Consider the following 18,604-nt stretch of genomic DNA (forward strand, 5'->3'; position numbering starts at 1 on the left):
ACCTCATGCCGCGCGATGCAACGGCAGTTTCCGCTCCCGGACAGCCTCGGCCGCGAAGCGCAGTGCCTCCCAGACGTCATCAACGGCCAGGTCCGGCAGCTCCAAGACGATCTCGTCCGGGCTCATGCCGTCCGCGACCATAGCCACCACCGTCGAGGCCGGGATGCGCAGCCCACGGATACAGGGTGCCCCACCCATCTGAGCGGGATTGACGGTGATCCGCTCGAAGTTCATGACGGCATCGTAATTCGTGGTGACCCGACCGGCCCTGAACCGACCGGAGCGCCGTGGTGGGCGCAGCCTCAGGCCGCTGTCCACCCCCGTACGCCCCAGATCAGCTCAGCGTCGGCGTCCGCGCGGTCCTGCGCCGCTTCCAACTCCGCAAACTCATCCGCACTCAGCGGCAGCAGCGGCGGCTGGCCCAGGGCAGCCGCCAAGCGCTGCGCTGCCGTCAGCGGCTCAGGGGCGGTCTCGTCGGGCGTCACCCGCCGAACCTACTACCGGGGGCCACCGCTGCACGCCTCCCCGTAGTCCCGCCCACCGAGCCAGCACCGCAGGATGTTCTCGACCAACTGCCAGGCCAAGGCACTCGATCAAGGGCAGCTCCCGAGAAGCTGCTGCGTCAACCGCGATTTCAAAGTTGAAACTGTCGCCCGGAAGCCTCGCTGCGCCCGGCGAGCGATGCGGGAGCGCCGACCCTACCGAAGCAGGGCCGGCGCTCGCCGGCTGTCGCGCCGGGGTAGGCGTCAGGCCGTCAGTGCTGCTTGGCCAGCTCGACGAAGGAACGCCAGGCGGCCGGGCCGAAGGTCAGCATCGGGCCGCTGCGGTCCTTGGTGTCCCGGACCAGGACCCGGCCGGGCAGGTTGTCGGCCACCTCGACGCAGGAGCCAGAATCGGTGTAAGTGCTGGTACGCCAACTGGGGGCGGTGCTCAGGTCCATTTCTCAGCCGTCCTCGTGATCAGGTCAAGGCTCTGGTGGTGCGGCAGAGCGTACCCCCGGATTGTCTCCCAGGTGCCCTCCAAGTCGGCCGTGTGGTCCGGGGCCTCCACCACCCGGCCGTCCAGGTGCCCCTCCAGGAAGCCGACCGTGCGGCCATCGACGTTGGCCAGCACGAACGGACCGTCCATCCCCGGGTAGACGCCCACCTCGGACGGCACCACCTGCACCTGGATGTTCGGCCGCTGGCAGGCCTCGACCAGTGCGGTCAACTGCTCCCGCATGATCTCGGGGCTGCCGGCCCGCCGGGTCAGCACGCTCTCGTCGATGACGGCGGCAAGCTGGCAGGGCTTCTCCCGCCGCAGGATGGCCTGCCGACCCATCCGGGTGGTCAACGCGATCGCCGCCGCCTCCTCGGGCACCCGGTACGCCGTCAGCACCGCCTCGGCGTACGCCTCGGTCTGCAGCAGGCCGGGGATCAGCAGCGGCTGGAACGCCCGGATCAGCGTCGCACCGCCCTCGTGGTCGCTGAACGGCCGGAACCAGACCGGCGTGCGCTCGCCGACGACGAACTCCCGGTAGAACTTCATCAACGCGGTGCCGAACGCCTTGTCGACCGAGGCCAGATAGTCCGGCAGCGCCGGCCGCTCACCGCGCTCGATGGAGCCCACGTGCTTTGCCGAGAAGTGGACGCGCTCCGCCCACGACTCCTGAGTGAGCCCCAGCGACTCCCGGATGCGGCGTAGCTCTATTACCAGATACTCGCTCGCAGACATAGGTCTTCACGTCCCCCAAATCACTCGACTTTGTCCACTGGCTGCCGGACCACTGCCGGCGGCTTTCCGTTGCCCTGTTGGCATCTTGCTCTTGTCGGGCCTGAGAGTCCAGGGTGGAAATTGACCCCGGGGAGTCCCCCCGGCTGGATTGCTCCCCGGGGTCCCATCGACGCGAGTGACGGAGTTTTCATGATCGCAATGGCGGCCACGGTGCGGCCGGAAGGGATACCGATGCTGGGATTCGGGGCGGTTGTCGGGGCGGCGCTGCTCGGCTTCTGTGCCGGGCTGTGGTCGTTCAAGGTCAAGTCCAGGTGGTGCCCGGTGTGCGGCCGTCCGACGTGGCCGTTGTGCCGGCGTGGCGGATAGCCGCCTGGTCGCCACACCCGAGCCGAAACCGGGAGACGTCCTGCTGATCGGCCGCGAAGCGAGCGTGCAGTTCGCCGACGGCCGAGCCTTCCGGATGCGGGTGATCTCGGTCGACCGGAAGTGGACGTACGACGGCTGGATCTGGATCACCGGGTACGTGATCGACGGCTACGGCAATGCCGCCGAACGGCGGGAGATATTCGTGCAGCGTCGCGGGCTGTACCGACTACCCAGGCGCTGACAGTTGAGTTTGATCAAGGAGAAGAAATGATCACTGAAATGATTCGCGACTGGTGGCTGCGCTGGCGGGACTGGCACTCCGGTCGCTCCACGGCATCCCGACGGCTTGCCCACCTGCGGCGCGAGCAGGCGGCGATCCGGCAACGGCGGATGGAACGCAACCGGGGACGCCACTGGGCGTCCGAGCCGACCGAGCTGGTCCCGACCCTGCGCCCACTGATGACGTACGGCCAGTCCGTCGGCTACCGGGTCCTGCTGCCCAGCCCGGCGTGACCAGCCAGCGGGCAACCGGCAGGTCGGCCGGTTGACCGACCGGCTGTGCAGGGTGCCGCGCCGGCTGGACCGGTGTTCCTAGACTCCGGGCCGTGCGAGTCATTCTTGCGGTTACCGGGGCCGTCCTCGTGCTCGGTGCGGCAGCGGTGGCCGGGGTGCGCTGGACGACCGCCGGCGAGCCGGTCCCCGTCACGGCACCGGCAGGGGCGTCGACGGCGCTGCCCGAAGGCGAGTACGAGGCGGTCGTCGACAACCGTACCGCTGAAGTCGCCACCGACCTGCGCAGCGAACGCGGCGCACCGCAGGTGGCGACCTACGCCATGCCGGCCGCCACCACCTGGGACCAGGTCCGGTCCGACGTCGCCGGCCAGCTCGACGGCTGGGAACAGGTCGGCGACTGCGCCGACACCGGCGACCGGCAGGTCCAGTGCTCCTGGTCGGAGCCGACCCGCTGGTGGCCCCGCCTCGTGCGGATCGTCTTCCTCCGACCGGCCGAGCCCGGTGACACCGACTCCTATGTGTGGCCGGAGAGCACTTTCCTGGTAATCGGCTCCGCCCCCAGCGGCAGCCGGTGAACTCCATGATCAGTTGATGTAAATACGGACGACACGCCGGCAGAAGGCCGCATTTACATCAACTGATCTTCACGCTCAACCTCCGGCGTCAGGCGGTCGGCGCGTCGAGTGGGGTGAGCCGGCCGAGGAAGTCGCCGAACGACCAGCCCAGGCCGGTGGTGACCACCTGCCGCTCCCGCCAGGCGATCACCTCCGGCGTACCGGGGCCGGCCAGCAGATCGTTCGGCAGGAAACCGACCGTCCCCGGATGCGGGTCCGTCAACCGCAGCAGCAGCAGACCCTCCATCGGTACGGCGATCACCAGGAAGTCCGTCGACAGCTTCCCGACCCGCCACTCCCGCTCCGCCGCCAGCAGGTCGTACGCCGGATACTCCGGATGGACCCCCAACAGCGGCCGCCCCGGAAACAGGGTGAACGGCGCACCCGGCACCCACTGGGGCTCCGTCGGCTGCGCGCCGTTCGTCTCGGCCAGCCAGTCCCGGTAGTCGCCCGTCAACTCGCGACCCAACGCCTGCTCCAACGCCTGCAACCGCGCCTCGTCCAGCTGGCCAAACGGCTGCAGCTGCGCAGGCCGCCAACCGGTCACCGCCGTCGACTCGTCCACCACCGGCGGCGCCTCACCCGGCGCCAGCCGCCGCACCGTCACCCGCCACCGGCCAGCATTCTCGAAATGCGCCCCAGCGAAGTACCAGTAATCGGCACCGATCGGGAAGGTCTCGCCCAGCCGCAGCAGGTGCGTCGTCGAATCGGCAGACCCGGGGTAGGCCACCACCACCTGTGCGGTCACCGGTCGACGCGGGTTCGCCCCACCCGCACCGAGGCTGAACGTACCCATGTTCACCTGTGTGTTGTTCCGGATCACCAGCACATCGGGGTGCGACGGCACCATCCTGTCCCTTTCCGTCGAGAGTTCAGCCACCGAGCATCTCATGCAGCGTCGGCTCGTCCGGCAACTCGAAGCCCCACTCGCTGCGCGCCACCTGCTCAGCCTCCGCCCGGCTCACCGGCAGGCGTTCGGCACCGGCTGCCAGCGGTGCCACCGCACCGGCACCGGGCGTCGCCCGGTCAGCGCTCCACCCTGTCGACCGCTGCTGCCCGTCCGGTCCCACCTCGACGGCCACCAACTGGACCAGCTCACCGGCCGGGTCCCGGTCCACGTAGTAGACGAAGTACGCGCCGCCCCGGTCGACCACCGTACGGCCCGGCCCCGCAGCGGTCAGCGCGGTGGAAGCCACACCGGCCGACCCACCGACCCGGGCCTGCGCCATCGACTCACCGGGTCTGCTCGCCTGCTCCGCGACGGGCGGCAGCGGCGGGGGCGGCGGCACGACCGGAGCGCGATCCAGGTGGGCGTAGTCCCTGCTCATCAGGTCGAGGAACGCCCGTACCGGGATCGGCTGCGGATGGCCGTGGTTCCACGGGTTGCGCAGCCAGACGTGCCCACCCTGCGCCGCCACCACCTCGTACGCGTGTCCGGCATACAGCCCGTACGGCGGTGTCCCGTTCGGCAGATGCAGGTAGCGGTCCGGCGGCCTGGTGCTGGCGATCACCGGATTCCCCTGGGCCAGCAGCCGGGCCAACGTCGCCTCGGCGGTAGGCTCGCTGCCCGGTGCGATGGGGAACCGCCCGGTGCGGGCCGGCTCGCCGGTGAGCTGGGTCAGCAGCTCCGCCCACAGGTCCGGGGTGCTGCCGGGGTTCATCCGGGCGTAGCCCAGCGGTGCCGCCCGATGCGGGTCGGTCCGACCCTGCCAACCCTGCCACTGCTGTTGCCAGTGGACCTGCCGGGACTCGGTCCAGGTCCGGTCGACCGCCGCGAGCGCCTTCTCCAGGATGCTCGCCCACGCCGCCCCCACCTGCGACTGGTCAGCGTAGGCGGCCTGACCCGGCATGATGGCGTGCACCGGAACGTCCGGGGTCACAGTGAGCCGCAACCGTCGCCCGGTCGGAGCGGTCCGGTCACCGGGGAGGCTGCTCTCGTGCAGCAGGACGTCGACGGTGCCGTCCGGATTCGGGTGGAACAGGTGCCCGATCGTCTGCGGGCTGTGCCCGGCGACCGCACCGATCGACGCCAACATGCCGCAGTCGCCGAGCGCTCCCTGCGCGACGTGCTCCCGCCGGGGCGGCCCGTTCCACAGGGGTGCCGGTGCACCGGAGCGCGGATCCACCGGGCGGCCGTACGCCGGTGCCACCTCCCCGGGCTCCGGCTCCGGCAGGGAGGGATGGTCGGCGTACACGTGGATCTCGGTCGGACCGGCGGCGAGCGGTGCCGCTTCCGGCGCTGGCGCGACCGGCGCGCTCGGCGCCAGGTTGAGGATCGACCTCGTCAGCGCATCCGAGACCAGCACCATCGTGCGGGACTGCCCCAGGTAGTGGAACCGGTGGCTGCCGAGCAGCCGAACCACCTCCGGGTTCTGCCCGTACGTCGCGGTGACCGTCGCGTACGCCCGACGGGTGTCCTCGGCCAGCAGCGCCCGCCGGCCGGCGTCCGTCGTCAGGTCAAACCCAGGGTGTACGCCGCCCACGTCGACCTGCGGCGCGTTCGCCAACACGTACGGGCTGACGTCGACCCGGCCGGTCAGGTCCACGTACACGCCGTCGCGGGCGATCCGCGCGGCCAGCGCCGGATCGACGGCCCGCAGCTGGGCGATCTGATCCGGGCGCAACCCGATCACCTGGCCGGCGGAGGCCGGCAACGTCGGCAGGCTCTGCTGGCCGTGCTCGGCGTCGACGGCGAGCCGGTGCAGCTGCTCGGTGAGCTGCGGCGCGAACGGCACGTACCCGTTGTGGACCAGCCGGGCCCGGTAGTCGCGCTGCTGGGCACGTTGCGGCTCGGTCAGCGTCGCCGGGTCCGCGCCGAGCACCGCCAGTACGGTCTCCGGGGCGAGCGCCGGTGAGGTGAGCCGCAGCAGCAGGTTCGCCAGGTCCGGCGGCAGCTGCACCCACCGCGCGTACGCCTGCGGGGTGCCGCCGGTCAGGCCGAGCTGGTCGACGAGTACGCCGATCTCGGCGCGCAGCGTCAGCCGGGTCGGCGGGTCGGCGGCGGTGTAGTGGGCCGCCAGCTCCCGGATCCGGGTCAGCCGCGCATCGGCTGGTCCACCGTCGCGACTCGCGGCCAGATCTGGTGCCCGCTGATCCGGCCCTGCCGCCTCGCCGCCGCGTACTGCTTCATGACCACCGGTATCGGCAGGCTGCCGTGCACCGTCACCGTCCCCGACTGGTCGATGATGTAGCAGCCCATCCCGACGTGCGCCCCCGTCGCCCGCTGTTCGGTCGACGGTGTCTCCTTCGCCAGCCAGCCGAACTCGAACGGATGCAGTTCGATCGGATTCGCCGTCCCGACCAGCCGTTCGATCAGTTGCTGCGCGTCGTCCTCCGTCATCGCCCGGCACCTCCCCTGGGGGTACTGTCATCGACCATAGAGTGTGCGTCATCTCGACGTACTCCGTCGGCGGCTCGGTCCACACCGTCCCCTGCTGTGGATCCCACCAGACGGGCCCATCGGCATCCGCCGGGTGAACCACCACGAATGCATGCGCGTCGTGCACGACGACGTTTCCATCTTCGTCGACGGCCGGTTGTCCGGTCAGTCGGTCCAGCTTGAGCCATTCCGCTACCACCAGGGCTGCTGACCCCGGCCCACCAGTTGCCAGCTGGTCCTGCAGTTCTCCGTACTGTCGGCTGATCCTCTCGGCCCGTTCACGGGGTGTACCAGGCATGTCGGCTGGCTGGGGTGCCCACTGACCGCCCAGCCAGGCTTCTGCCCGTTCGATGCCAGCCGCCTCCCCACTCGCCCAGTCTGTTCGACCGTCAGGAAGCGGGTCCGGCCAGCGCGGCAGAGCTACCTGTGGCTGGCCGTAGAAGCTGGCCAGCGCGGCCAGTGATGCGTCCAGGCAGTTGTTTCCCCTACCTGGCTGCGACGGCCCGCCGTCATTGATCAACCCCCCGTACGGATGGACCGCCGGATCCGAGCCGACCTGGTAGCCGTCAGGCGCAGTGAGGCTGTGCTCCAGATCTGATTGGTAGCGAGGGTCTTCCAGCGGAGAGAGTCCCTGCGGACCAATCAGCCGAGTGTCCGGTAGCGGCAGTAACGCCGGTGGCGTCGATACGCTGCGGTCATGTCCGACGCCAGCGACGCCCGGCCCGCCGTCAGCGACGCCCTGTACGCCGTCATCCTCGCCAACCCCGACGACATGGACCTGCGGCTGCGCTACGCCGACGCCATCGAACCCACCGACCCCGACCACGCCGAGCTCATCCGACTGCAGATCGAACCGGTGAACGCTCCTCGGCTGATCCGGCTGGAACGCCGGGTCGGTCCGCGCATCGCCGCCCCGATCGCCGATCTTGTCACCGCCTGGCGAGTGAGATTCGGCTTCGTCGACTCGGTGACGATGACCGCCAACGCCTTCCTCGATCATGGCGATCGCGTCTGGAGCCAGACTCCCGTACGCCATCTGGTCCTGACTGACGTCGCCGGCCACCTCCCGGCGATCGTGGCCTCGGGGCTGCTTGACCGTCTCGTCGGATTGGATCTCGGGCACAACCCGATCGGCGACGACGGGCTGTCCATACTGATCGGGGCCGCTGCCCTGCCCCGGCTGCGGTGGCTCGGGCTGGCGGGATGCGGCATCGGCCCGGTCGGTGCCGAACGGCTCGCCGCCACCAAAGCTCTGCCGAACCTGCGCTATGTCGACTTCCGCGACAACCTGGTCATGGTCAGCGCCTTCCCGGTCGGCGAAGACATCGATGGATCTCCTGTCCACGTCGAGCTGCCCGAGTTCGGTAGAAGTCTCGTCGAACGTTTCGGTCCGCTGCCCTGGCTGAGTCTCGACTGGGGGAAGCATTGGCTGGGCGTCGGCTACGACGAGGTGTGAGGCGGCGCGGTTAGCCTCGGCGATCCGTTGGGCATGGAATCGGATACTTGGCAGAATCCCTGCAGAATCGGCCGGCAGCGAGGTCGCCTGCCTGCTCAACGCGAGTTTGACGTCGTCCGCTCCGGTTACTACCCGTTGTAGAGCGCTGCGGCTGACACTCGCCGCACCCAGGACCCTTAGTCTGCCGGAGCTGTCCTGAAGGCCGACGATGTCGTATGGAACGTCCGGTACGGCTTGAGGTCCGGTGAGCCCTTCCAACTCCACCAGGGCGACAAGACTGCCGACCCCGCCCGGGTATTCGGGGGCCTGGCCGATGGAGAGGACGACCCGGTCGTACTCCTGGCGGGTGCCGTCGGTGAACTCGACCAGGAACGTACCGTCCGCAGTGTGCCGGGCGGAGACGATCTCGCGCAGCGACTGGCTGATCCGGCTGTCCGTGGCGGCCACGTCGTACGCGCCGACCTCGGGCAACGTGTTGCGGCGGTTGTAGCCGCCGGAGAAGCTGCGCTGAAACCGCAGCTCGGCGTCCCGGGCCGGATCACCGGTGCGATCGGCCGGCGGCAGCCCGACCGCGCGGGCCGACCAGTCGATGGTGGCCGCCGGTGACGCGGCAGCCTGCTCGATGTCCCAGGCCCCGGAGGCACCCGCGCCGAACACCAGCACCCGGTCACCCGGCTGGTACGCGTCGGCGAGGTTCTGCCCGCCGAAGTCGACCCGGGGACGCGCTGGCCGAGGGTCGGTGAACCGGCCATCGGCGTCGAAGCCGAGCCGCTGCGCGGCACCGGCCGGCAGCGCCGCCGGGTGGACCGGGGAGCCGTCCGGCGCGTACACCTGGCCGGTCCCGGCGTCGACCGCGTACCCGCTGTCCGGATCGACCAGCAGCGGATCGGTGAGCCGGCCGGCGGTGTCAGCCAGCAACGGCGGACCGGCCGAGGCGTTGGCAATGCCGCTGTCGGTGCCGCCGAGCACCGTACGGACCGGGGCCGGCAGCGTCGCCGGGTCGACGGGCACGCCGGTCGGGTCCCGGAACACCGGCACCGGACCGGAGAGGTCGACCTGGTAGCCGGTCGCCGGGTCGACGTACCGGCCGGTGGTCGACGCCGGCGCGGCCGGCACCCGCGCCGGGCCCGGACCGGCGGCGATGTCCACGGTGGCGGCGTAGAAACCGCGCTCGCCGATCGTCACCCGGTAGTTCGCGCCATCCGGCCAACCGGCCGCAGCGTCGGCGCTGGTCGGGCGGGGGGTGATCGCGGTCGCGGTGCCCTGGTAGCTGGGCATCCCGGTGTACGCGCGGGCCGCGCCGACCGCCGCCGCGAAGTCACTGGAGCGGGCGAACTGGGTGCCTTCGTCGGCGAAGTCCGCCGGCTGGAACGGCAGGCCGGGGATCTCCAACTCGGTGGGGACCTGCCCCATCAGCAGCTGCTGCCGGTCCGCCCACGGGTCGTGGCCCTGCGACACCGCCAGCACCGGCGGCAGGCCGTCCCCGGTGTCCGGCGGCGCGTCGAGGGTGGCGAAGTCGGCCGTGGCCGCCCAGCCGCCGCCGATGACCAGCCGGTCGAAGACGTGCCGCGGGTCGGCGTCGAGCGCGGCGTCGACCCGGTCGGTCAACGCCAGGTCCGCCCGGTCGCGGGCGGCGGTCGCCTGCGCGGCCCACTGGCGGGCCGCCGCCCGTACGTCGGCCTGCACGACCCGGATCTCGTCGGCCAGACCGGGTCGGTCGCGGGCGACCGTGAGCAGCCCGGCGAGGTCTGCGAAGGCCGGCCCCAACTGGGTACGGACGGCAGCGAACCGGGCGTCCGTGGCGGCCAACCCGACCACCGGTACGTTCGGCACCAGGCTGTGCACCCGGTGCCCCGGGTACGGTTCCAGCAGCCCGCTGCTGACCAGCAGGCCGACCGCTTCGGCATGCAACTGGGCGACCTGGGCCGGGTCGGCGTGCCGGCCGGTGCCGGCCTGCGCCAACTGGTCGGCGACGGTACGCAGCTCCGCCAGCCGCCCCATGTCCCGCGCGGTCAGGTGCCGCTGCCCGTCACCTTCGGGCCGGGACCCTTCGGCGAGCGCCGTCGTCGCATCGGTACGCAGCCCGTCGGCCCGCTCCTGGGCGATAGCGTCCACTTCGGCCAGTGCGGCAGCGACCGCCCGCCGGACATGATCGGTGGAGGCCCGGTCGGACACCCGTACGGTCGCCCCGGCGGCGTGCGTCGCGATGGTGGCGACGGGTGCCACCGTCGTGTCGGGCGGCAGGGAGGTCACGGTGACGGTGACGGTCACCGGCCCGGCCGAGGTGTCGAGGATGACGGTGCCGGCGTCCGGGTCGGCGACCGCTCCGGCGGGCAGCAGCCCGGTGTCGAGCGCGTCGCGTACCGCCGCGGTGACCGCGACCGGGTCGGCGTCGTGCAGCGCGCCCCCGAAGGTCGTCCCGGCGGCCGCGCTGACCAGACCGTCCGGCGCGGAGCTGAGCCGGCCGTCCGGCGCGGCGGTTGGCTCTGCTACTCCGGCGCGACCGTCAGCGGCTAGCTCTGCTGCTCCGGCGCGACCGTCAGCGGCCACACCTGGCGGCCGGTCGTCCGGCCCGCCCGGCGGGCCGCCGCGTACTCCTGCATGATGATCGACGGCGGCATGCTCCGATGGGCCGTCACCGTCCCGTCGTGGTCGATCACCCAGTTCCCCTGGCCCAGCCCCATCCCCTGGGTGCGTTCCGTCTCCGACAGGATCTCCCGCGCCACCCAGCCGAACTCGAACTCGTGCAGCGCCATCCGGTTCGGCGTCCCGACCAGCCGCTGGATCAGCTCCTGCGCGTCGTCCCGAGTCACTTCCGGTCCCTCCCCGTGCCGTCGGCGCGTCCATCGACCACAACGTGTGCGTCGCCGCCAGATACTCGGCGGGCGGCTGCGTCGCGGTTCCGCCGTACTGCGGATCCCACCACACCGGCCCGTCGGCCCCGTACGGGTAGACGATCAGGAACGCGTGCGAGCCCGCCGCCTGCACGTTCCCGTCGGCGTCCAGGTGCAGCCGGCCGGTGTCCTGATCGAAACTCAGCCAGTCGGCGACGACCAGGGCGGCGCTACCCGGCCCCGCCGCCGCCACCCGCTCCTGCAACTGCGCGTACTGCCGGGCAACTGCCACCGCCCGCTTCTGCGGCACACCCGGCATGTCCGCCGGCGGCGCGACCCACTCCCCACCCAACCACTGCTCGGCCCGGGTGATCCCGTCGGCCTCACCGGTGACCCGGTCGATCGTCCCGTCGCCCGCCCGGTCCGGCCAGCGTGGCAGCGACACCATCGGCCGACCAAGAAACGTCGACAACCCCGCCAACGAACAATCCATACAATTGTTGCCCCGACCCGACCGCCCCGGACCACCATCGTTCACCAGGCCACCGAACGGATGCGACGACGGATCCGCACCCACCACGAACCCACCACCCGACCACAACACCGCCTCAAGATCAGCCTGAAATCCCACATCCTCCAGGGGCGCCAGATTCAACGGGCCCACCGGACGCGGACCCGACAACGGTCCGGAACCGGCGAGTCCGTCAGCTGCTCCGGAGGCCTGGCCAGCTCCGTCGGCTAGTCCGGCGAGTCCGTCTCCGGCCACACCTGCCGACCCGAGATCCGCCCCTGCCGACGCTCCGCCGCGTACCGGCTGATCGTCACCGGTACGGGCAGACTCCCGTGCACCGTCACCGTCCCGTCCCGGTCGATGATGTAGCTCCCCAGGCCGATCCGCATCCCCGTGCCGCGTTCCTGCGGACTCAGGATCTCCTGCGCCAGCCAGCCGAACTCGAACTCGTGCAGCGCCATCCGGTTCGGCGTCCCGACCAGCCGTTGGATCAGCTCCTGCGCTTCGTCCCGAGTCACTGTTGGTCCCTCCACCTGCAGCCGGCGCGTCCATCGACCACAACGTGTGAGTGGCGGCGACGACATGCGCCGGCGGCACCGTCCACGTCTGGCCGTCCTGCGGATCCCACCACACCGGGCGATCGGCCCCGTGCGGGTAGACGATCAGGAACGCGTGCGAGCCGTCGGCCAGGGCGTTGCCGTCGGCGTCGACCTGCACCTGCCCCGTACGCTCGTCCACACTGAGCCAGTCGGCGACGACCAGGGCGGCGCTACCCGGCCCCGCCGCCGCCACCCGCTCCTGCAACTGCGCGTACTGCCGGGCAACCACCACCGCCCGCTTCTGCGGCACACCCGGCATGTCCGCCGGCGGCGCCACCCACTCCCCACCCAACCACTCCTCGGCGCGGTCGACACCGGACGCCTCGCCGGTCTGCCGGTCGACGGTGCCGTCCGGCAGGACGTCGGGCCAGCGTGGCAGCGACACCATCGGCCGACCAAGAAACGTTGACAACCCCGCCAACGAACAATCCATACAATTGTTGCCCCGACCCGACCGCCCCGGACCACCATCGTTCACCAGGCCACCAAACGGATGCGACGACGGATCCGCACCCACCACGAACCCACCACCCGACCACAACACCGCCTCAAGATCAGCCTGAAAACCCACATCCTCCAACGGCGCCAAATTCAACGGGCCCACCGGACGGGAGCCGGCCAGCGGCGCATCGCCGCCCTTCAGCGGTACGGTCCGGTCGCCTACTCCGCCGGCGGGCCCGTCTCCGGCCACACCTGCCGGCCCGAGATCCGCCCCTGTCGACGCTCCGCCACGTACTCCTCGACCACCACCGTCGCCGGCAGGCTCGGCTGGGCCGTCACCACGCCCGTCAGGTCCACGACGGTCTCGTCCTCGGTCATCGACTGCCCCTCCCTGCTCCGGCAACGTCGACGATTGGCCTGTGGCGTCCGCCGACACGAGGCTCGTCGACCCCTCATCGCGGCTCTCACCGGACACCGGCCGGGTGCCGGTCAGGTCGGGCTGGCCTCCTGGCAGATCCGGGTCAGCTCCGCCTCGCTCGGCAACGGCACCGTCGTGAAGTGCCGGGTCACCGACTCCGCCGTCGCCCGATCGGTCCGGTTGAACGTGTGACGCTCCTGATTCGCGTACAGGACCGACACGGCCAAGTCCGTCCCGTACCCCCACCGGTTCTCCCGGTAGTCCCAGACCACCGCCTGAGGCGGACCCGGACGATCTGCGAGGGCTATCACGTTCACCGGGATCTCCGTCGGATTCACTGGCCGGTACAGCAGGTAGTACTGGAACTCCAGACTGTCCATTAGTGGCAGCCTCCCCGCCGTCGTCTTGGCCCAAGGTCAGGCCTGGCTGGCCTCCTGGCAGATCCGGGTCAGCTCCGCCTCGCTCGGCAACGGCACCGTCGTGAAGTGATGCGTCACCGACTCCGCCGTCGCCCGATCGACGAGCCTGGTCTGCTCCAGGTCCGGCGTCGAATACAGAAACGCCGCTGCTACGTCCGGACGGAAGTTCCACCTCTGCGTCGGGCGATCCCAGATCACGGCCTGCACCGGTCCGCGTACCCGAGCTAGCGCGAGCACGTTCGCCGCCGTCCCGCCCACCTTCCCGGGTCCGTACATCAGGTAATACGTGAACTGCACGGTCAACCCCTTCGGCACTTTCCGAGCTCGGAAGCTTCTCACCAACCTCCTGCCCCGTCAGGTCCGGCGGGCCGCCTCGCAGATCCGAGTCAACTCCGCTTCGCTCGGCAACGGCACCGTCGTGAAGTGATGCGTCACCGACTCCGCCGTCGCCCGATCGGTCCGGTTGAACGTGTGACGCTCCTGATTCGCGTACAGAATTGCCACCGCGACGTCTGGGCGGAAGTTCCATCGGTCCGCCCGACGGTCCCAGATCACCGCCTGAGTCGGACCAGGACAATTCGCCAGTGCTATGACGTTCACCGGGATGTCCGTCGGATCGATCTGCCGGGACAGCACGTAGTAGTGAAACTCCATCAGAGGCAGCCTCCCCGCCGTCGTCCCGACCCGAGGTCAGGCCTGGCTGGCCTCCTGGCAGATCCGGGTCAACTCCGGCTCGCTCGGCAACGGGACCGCCGTGAAGTGACGGGTCACCGACTCCGCCGTCGACCGGTCCACTGCCCGTACGCTGTGGCGCTCCGGGTCGGCGTACAGGATCGACGCCGCCACGTCCGGTCGGAAGCCCCACCTCGACGTCGGACGGTCCCAGATCACCGCCTGGGTCGGCCCGGTGCCGGCCGCCACCGCTATCACGTTGACCGGCGGCTGGGTCTGGTCGTCCGTCCGATACAGCAGGTGGTAGCGGAAGGTCAGGGTCGGCATCGGTGCTTCCTATCGCGTCGGGATCGAATCCGGGCAGGTCGGACGGGTCCAATCCTCGCGCAGCCAACTCCTGCCGGAAGCTGCGACTCGGGTCGGCGGCCAGCCAGTCGGCGTAGTCCTGCCGCAGGCCGGCCTGGTCCTGTTTGCCGATCCACTTGGCGAAGCTGGTGTCCTTCGGTGGGCCGTACCGCTCGGTCAGCACCGGCATGCCACCGGGCATCCGGTCGGCGATGTCGTGCGCCTTGTTGACCGCGAGGATGTCGAGGAGGGCGTGCATCCGGTCGGCCGGGGTCGCCGCCGGGTCGCGCATCACCTCGTACGGGGCGTGTGTCTGTTTGCCGATCGCCCAGCTCGTGGCGGTCGGGAACTGCACCTCGTAGGTGCGGCCGGTGGGCGAGACGAGGGTGCAGTTCAGCCCGAAGAACCGGTTCCCGGGGTGCCAGAAGCTCTTGACGTCGGTCACCTGGTGGCCGCTCGCGGTCAGCGCGTCGAGCACTCCCGCGACCGCCGGCCCGTACGCGTCGGTCTCCGGTGCCCGTACGGAGAACCGCACCACGTCGTTGACCTCGGCCAGCGCCTCCGGGAGGGTGTAGCCCTTCGGCTCGAAGTCGGTGCTGAACTTGCGGGCCAGCGACTCGGCGCCCTTCACCCGGTACTCGCTGCCCAGCGGGGTGAGCGCGTCGGTGCCGGCCAGGCCGAGGTCGGCGTTGAGCCGGTCGCCGATGGTCTGCAGCTCGGCCAGGATCGCGTCGGCGTCGACCTGGGCGGCGGCCAGTTCACCACGCAGGGTGTCCCGGTCAGGCTCGGTCAACGCATCCAGGTACGCAGAGTCGCTGACCGTCCCGGTCGTCGACGCGTTCGTTGACGCGTTCGTGCTGGTCTGCGGGCCGTCGGCGGGCACCGGGTTGCCGTCGGCGTCGAGGGTGATCGACCAGACCCCGTCGACCTCGCTGCCGTAGATCGGTGCGGTGTCGGAGACGGTCCGGCTCTGGGCGTCGATCCAGATGATCTGCCCGTCGTGGTTGACGGCGTTCCAGGTGTGCGCGCCGCCGCCGGCCGCCGCGGTCCAGCTGGTGATGATCAGGGCGGCGGAGCCGGGGCCGGCGCGGCGCAGCTGGTCGGCGACCGCTTCCAACCCGGCCGGCCCGCGCCCGGCCGGTGCGAAGGGCGCACCCAGCCACTGTTCCTGCCGCCGGGTGCTGTCCGGCTCGGCGGTCACCGACGCGCCGGTGGCGGCCGCGACCTGCGGGTCGCCGTACCAGGTGGCGAGGACGGAGAGTCCGACGTCGGCGCAGTTCGTGCTGCGGCCGGGGTTGGCCGGACCGCCGTCGTTGACCAGCTCCGGCCAGCGGCCGTCGCGCGGGTCGGGGTGCCGGGCCGGTCGGCCGTCCGACCCGACCGGTACGGCGTCGGCCAGCGCCTGCTGGTCGGCGGGGTCCGGCGGCACCAGCGGAAGCCCGTCGCCGGTCGGTCTGGTCGGCGGCAGCGTCCGCCCATCACCCAGCGCACCGGAGTCGGGCGGTACGGCCGGGCCGGCCAGCCGTGCGGTGTCGACCACCGGGGTGATCCCGAGGTCGTCGAGGAGCGGCCCGCACGACCGGCACGGTGGTCGGTAGTCGCCGCGTTCGTACACCACGTCGATGTCCTGGGCGCGGCGGAACTGGTGGGTGACGATCCGCGCCCCGGCGAGCTCCGATCGGGCGTACGTGTCGAAGTCGCCGGGTCGGCCGGCGGCGTTCCACTGCTGCTCCAGCTGGTGCACCACGTCGGAGACCAGGGCGACCTCGGCGCATTTGCCGTGCCCGCTGCCGGGCCGGTCGACCTGCCGGGCGACCTGGTCGAGCGCGGTCTGGACCAGTCGGTGCGGGGTCGGTTCGGCGGCCGGGTCGGTGCTCTGGTCAGCGGTCATGCTGGTGTGCGTGGTGATCTGGCCGTTGCGGGTCATCAGTGCCCCGACCACGCCCGGCCGTTTCGCCATCGAGATCTGCTCGCCGGGGGTGTTCTGCTGCTGCCGTCGGGTCACCGCGTCCTGGACGGAGTCGACCAGCGCCCGGGATGCCTCGATGAGTGCCTGATCGGCGTCCGCGCTGGTCGGGTCGCCGTCGAACTGGACCGGCGCCAGCTGCCAACTGTGCGTACCGCTGCCGGTGGGGCCGGTCGACCGTTGCAGCGTCGCCGGGTCGACGGTCGGCCCGGGGGCGGGCCCGCCGGGTGCCGGCTGCGTCGTCCGGTCCGGGCCGCTGGCGGTTGCGGCCGGCGGCGGTACGGGTGCCGGCGGGCCGATCGGCGGCAGTACGGGCGGCGTCTGGCTGACCGGGGTGGCCGCGGTCGGCGCAGTGCTCACGGCCGGTGCCGGTACGGTGGCCGGCGCGCTGACCGGCGGGCCGAAGGTGACCGAGCCGGCGGAGGGCCCGGTCGCCGGCACCGGTGGCCGGGCCGGTGTCGACGCGTTCGCACCGGTCGACGCGTTCGCACCGGCAGACGTCGTTGGACTGGTCGACGTGGACTGGCCGGCGGACGTGGCAGACGCGGTCGGGTTCGCCGACGTGGTCGGGCTGGTCGTCGAGGTACCCGGGGTGGTGGCGGCGGTCGGTGCGGCGGTGGACGATGCTGGGGTGGCGGCCGCCGGGGTCGATGCGGCTGGGGTCGCCGCCGCCGGGGTGGCGCTGGTGGACGGCGTACCCGCTGCAGGCGTACCACCGCTCGGTGCCGCCGCCCCTGGCGCGGACGCCGAGGACGCCCCTGGTGCGGACGCCGCCTCCGGGGTGACCAGGGCAGCCGCAGACCCGGACACCCCTGCCCCGACCTCGGCCGGCTGCGCTGGTCCGGCGGTGACCGTCGGGGCTTGGGTGTCGGGCCGACCGGGCTGCTCGACCTCGGTGGCGGCCAGGTTCGAGGCAACGACGTCCGGGGTGGTCACGTCCACGGTCATGGGTGCCAACGAGATGGAGCCGGCACCGGTCTCCGGCGCAGTCGCCGGTGGCACGATGTCCGATGGATCGGCACTCGGGGGCGCGGCACTCGTCGACGCGGGCGGGGCTGCACCGTCGGCGACGCCGATACCTGCCGTACCGCCGGTTCCACCGGTCGCGCCGCTGCTCCCGCCGCCAGCACTGCCGTCCACTGTGCCGCTGCCGCCGAGCGTACCCAGGTCGATCCCGCCGGCGCCGACGGTCGTCAGCGGCATCCCGGTCGCCAGGTCGATGGCGCCGGTGGGTGGCGCGACACCACCCAACCGGTTGGCGAAACCGGCGGCGGCGGCACCGGCCGACGACGCCGCCATGGTGGCACCGCCCCGGCCGGCACCGCTGGTGAAGCCGCCGAGGACGCCCTGCCAGCCAGGGCTGGTCCACTGCTGGTTGACGGCGAGGTTCGCGGCGACGCTGGCCGCCGGTGAGACGACCGCGTTCTGCAGGCCGGCGGCGACCGAACGGCCACCCCAGCGGAGGGTGCCGGCGCTCCACCGGGCGGCCCGGGAGGTGCCGAAGTCCAGCGCCGGTGGCCGGAACGACACCGGTACGCGCGGGGCGATGGTGTTGCGCAGCAGCCGGTTGCCGCCGAAGCCGAGCGCCCCGCCGAAGGCTCCGCCGACGGCGGCGGTCAGCGTCCGGTTGCCTTCCCACTCGCGGCGGTTGCCCCGGGCCATCTGGTACGCCTGGGCACCGACGTCGATGATCAGTTCCTCGCCGATCTCCTCGGCGAGTTCGATGCCCAGTTGGGTGCCGAGCCGGCGGGCGCCGATCCGGCTCACCCCGGTGGCAGCCAGCCGTGCCGAGCTCTGCAACGCGGCCCGCATCCCCGCCTGGGTCAGCATCTGCCGGCCGAGCTGGGCGAGCAGCCGCCGGAAGGCGACGGTGACGGCCTGCCGGCCGGCGGCGAGGATGCCGGGGATGGCACCGGCGGAGACGCCACCGAGCCAGGCCATCAGCAGCGCCACGAAGACCGCGATCACCGTGATGGCGACGGCGATCAGGATGGTCAGCTTGGCGTACTCGATCTCGTTGGCGGCGTTGTCGCAGCCGCTGGAGAAGGCGGCGGCGGCCTTCTGCAGCACCGGCAGCCCGGTGTTGGGTCCGACGCCGACCTGCTGCCAGAAGGTGGCGAACTCGGCGCCGGCGTCGCCGCCCCAGCCTTCGATGACCCGCAGCGCCGCCGGGTCGGCCTCGGCGAGGGCCTCGCCGATGGCCTCGGCGAGCTGCCGCCAGGCGTCGGCGAGCTCGCGCATCTCGACCTCGTCGCCGGTGGGCCAGGCCTCACCGGCGCTCACCCAGCAGATCGCGTCCCAGACCCAGGCGTACTCGCCGAGCCCCTCCCTCGGGTTCATGATCGACACGACGTGGGC

At 71.5% G+C, this 18,604-nt stretch carries 10 protein-coding genes and 1 pseudogene; 4 read left to right on the forward strand and 7 right to left on the reverse strand.

Translation table 11 applies throughout. The features are described from left to right. Positions 1-3 precede the first annotated feature (3 nt). The 4 genes from O7608_RS03085 to O7608_RS03100 all read right to left on the reverse strand — a co-directional run bounded on the left by O7608_RS03085 (position 4) and on the right by O7608_RS03100 (position 1,713). On the reverse strand, positions 4-234 hold the full coding sequence (locus O7608_RS03085; protein ID WP_289208546.1) for a DUF433 domain-containing protein: 231 nt from the start codon (positions 232-234) through the stop codon (positions 4-6). A 68-nt stretch (positions 235-302) separates the two neighbouring features. Continuing rightward, entirely contained in the window at positions 303-485 is a 183-nt protein-coding gene (locus tag O7608_RS03090) for a hypothetical protein (protein WP_289208547.1), read from the reverse strand. Positions 486-754: 269 nt separating this feature from the next. Continuing rightward, the gene (locus O7608_RS03095; protein WP_289208548.1) at positions 755-940 is read right to left on the reverse strand and encodes a DUF397 domain-containing protein; all 186 of its coding nucleotides are present in this window, start codon (positions 938-940) and stop codon (positions 755-757) included. Next, positions 931-1,713 (reverse strand): helix-turn-helix domain-containing protein, encoded by a 783-nt coding sequence (locus O7608_RS03100; RefSeq protein ID WP_289208549.1) that lies wholly within the window; start codon positions 1,711-1,713, stop codon positions 931-933. The genes O7608_RS03095 and O7608_RS03100 overlap by 10 nt, the downstream gene beginning before the upstream one ends. A gap of 355 nt (positions 1,714-2,068) precedes the next feature. Between O7608_RS03100 and O7608_RS03105 the strand changes: the two genes are divergently transcribed. From O7608_RS03105 to O7608_RS03115, 3 genes are all read left to right on the forward strand, one after another. Further along, positions 2,069-2,320, forward strand: a complete 252-nt coding sequence (locus tag O7608_RS03105) for a hypothetical protein (protein WP_289208550.1) — start codon at positions 2,069-2,071, stop codon at positions 2,318-2,320. A 26-nt stretch (positions 2,321-2,346) separates the two neighbouring features. After that, entirely contained in the window at positions 2,347-2,592 is a 246-nt protein-coding gene (locus O7608_RS03110) for a hypothetical protein (RefSeq protein ID WP_289208551.1), read from the forward strand. Between the two features lie 92 nt (positions 2,593-2,684). After that, a complete protein-coding gene (locus O7608_RS03115) occupies positions 2,685-3,167 on the forward strand; it encodes a hypothetical protein (protein WP_289208552.1) in 483 nt (160 codons plus the stop codon). A gap of 88 nt (positions 3,168-3,255) precedes the next feature. On the opposite strand, the gene O7608_RS03120 is transcribed toward O7608_RS03115, so the two are convergent. Beyond that, positions 3,256-4,098, reverse strand: a complete 843-nt coding sequence (locus O7608_RS03120) for a DUF6406 domain-containing protein (protein ID WP_353850490.1) — start codon at positions 4,096-4,098, stop codon at positions 3,256-3,258. After that, positions 4,079-7,411 carry a toxin glutamine deamidase domain-containing protein gene (locus tag O7608_RS31925; protein ID WP_353850548.1) on the reverse strand — a complete coding sequence of 1,111 codons (3,333 nt, stop codon included), beginning with the start codon at positions 7,409-7,411 and terminating at the stop codon, positions 4,079-4,081. The genes O7608_RS03120 and O7608_RS31925 overlap by 20 nt, the downstream gene beginning before the upstream one ends. Between O7608_RS31925 and O7608_RS31930 the strand changes: the two genes are divergently transcribed. After that, the gene (locus O7608_RS31930) at positions 7,358-8,041 is read left to right on the forward strand and encodes a hypothetical protein (protein WP_353850549.1); all 684 of its coding nucleotides are present in this window, start codon (positions 7,358-7,360) and stop codon (positions 8,039-8,041) included. The genes O7608_RS31925 and O7608_RS31930 overlap by 54 nt on opposite strands. A 2,916-nt stretch (positions 8,042-10,957) precedes the next feature. On the opposite strand, the pseudogene O7608_RS31935 reads toward O7608_RS31930, so the two are convergent. Further along, a pseudogene (locus O7608_RS31935) lies at positions 10,958-18,586 on the reverse strand (toxin glutamine deamidase domain-containing protein); the annotation flags it as partial. Between the last annotated feature and the right edge of the window lie 18 nt (positions 18,587-18,604).

Origin of the sequence: Solwaraspora sp. WMMA2056, from assembly GCF_030345095.1 — a bacterium.
Lineage (GTDB): Bacteria > Actinomycetota > Actinomycetes > Mycobacteriales > Micromonosporaceae > Micromonospora_E.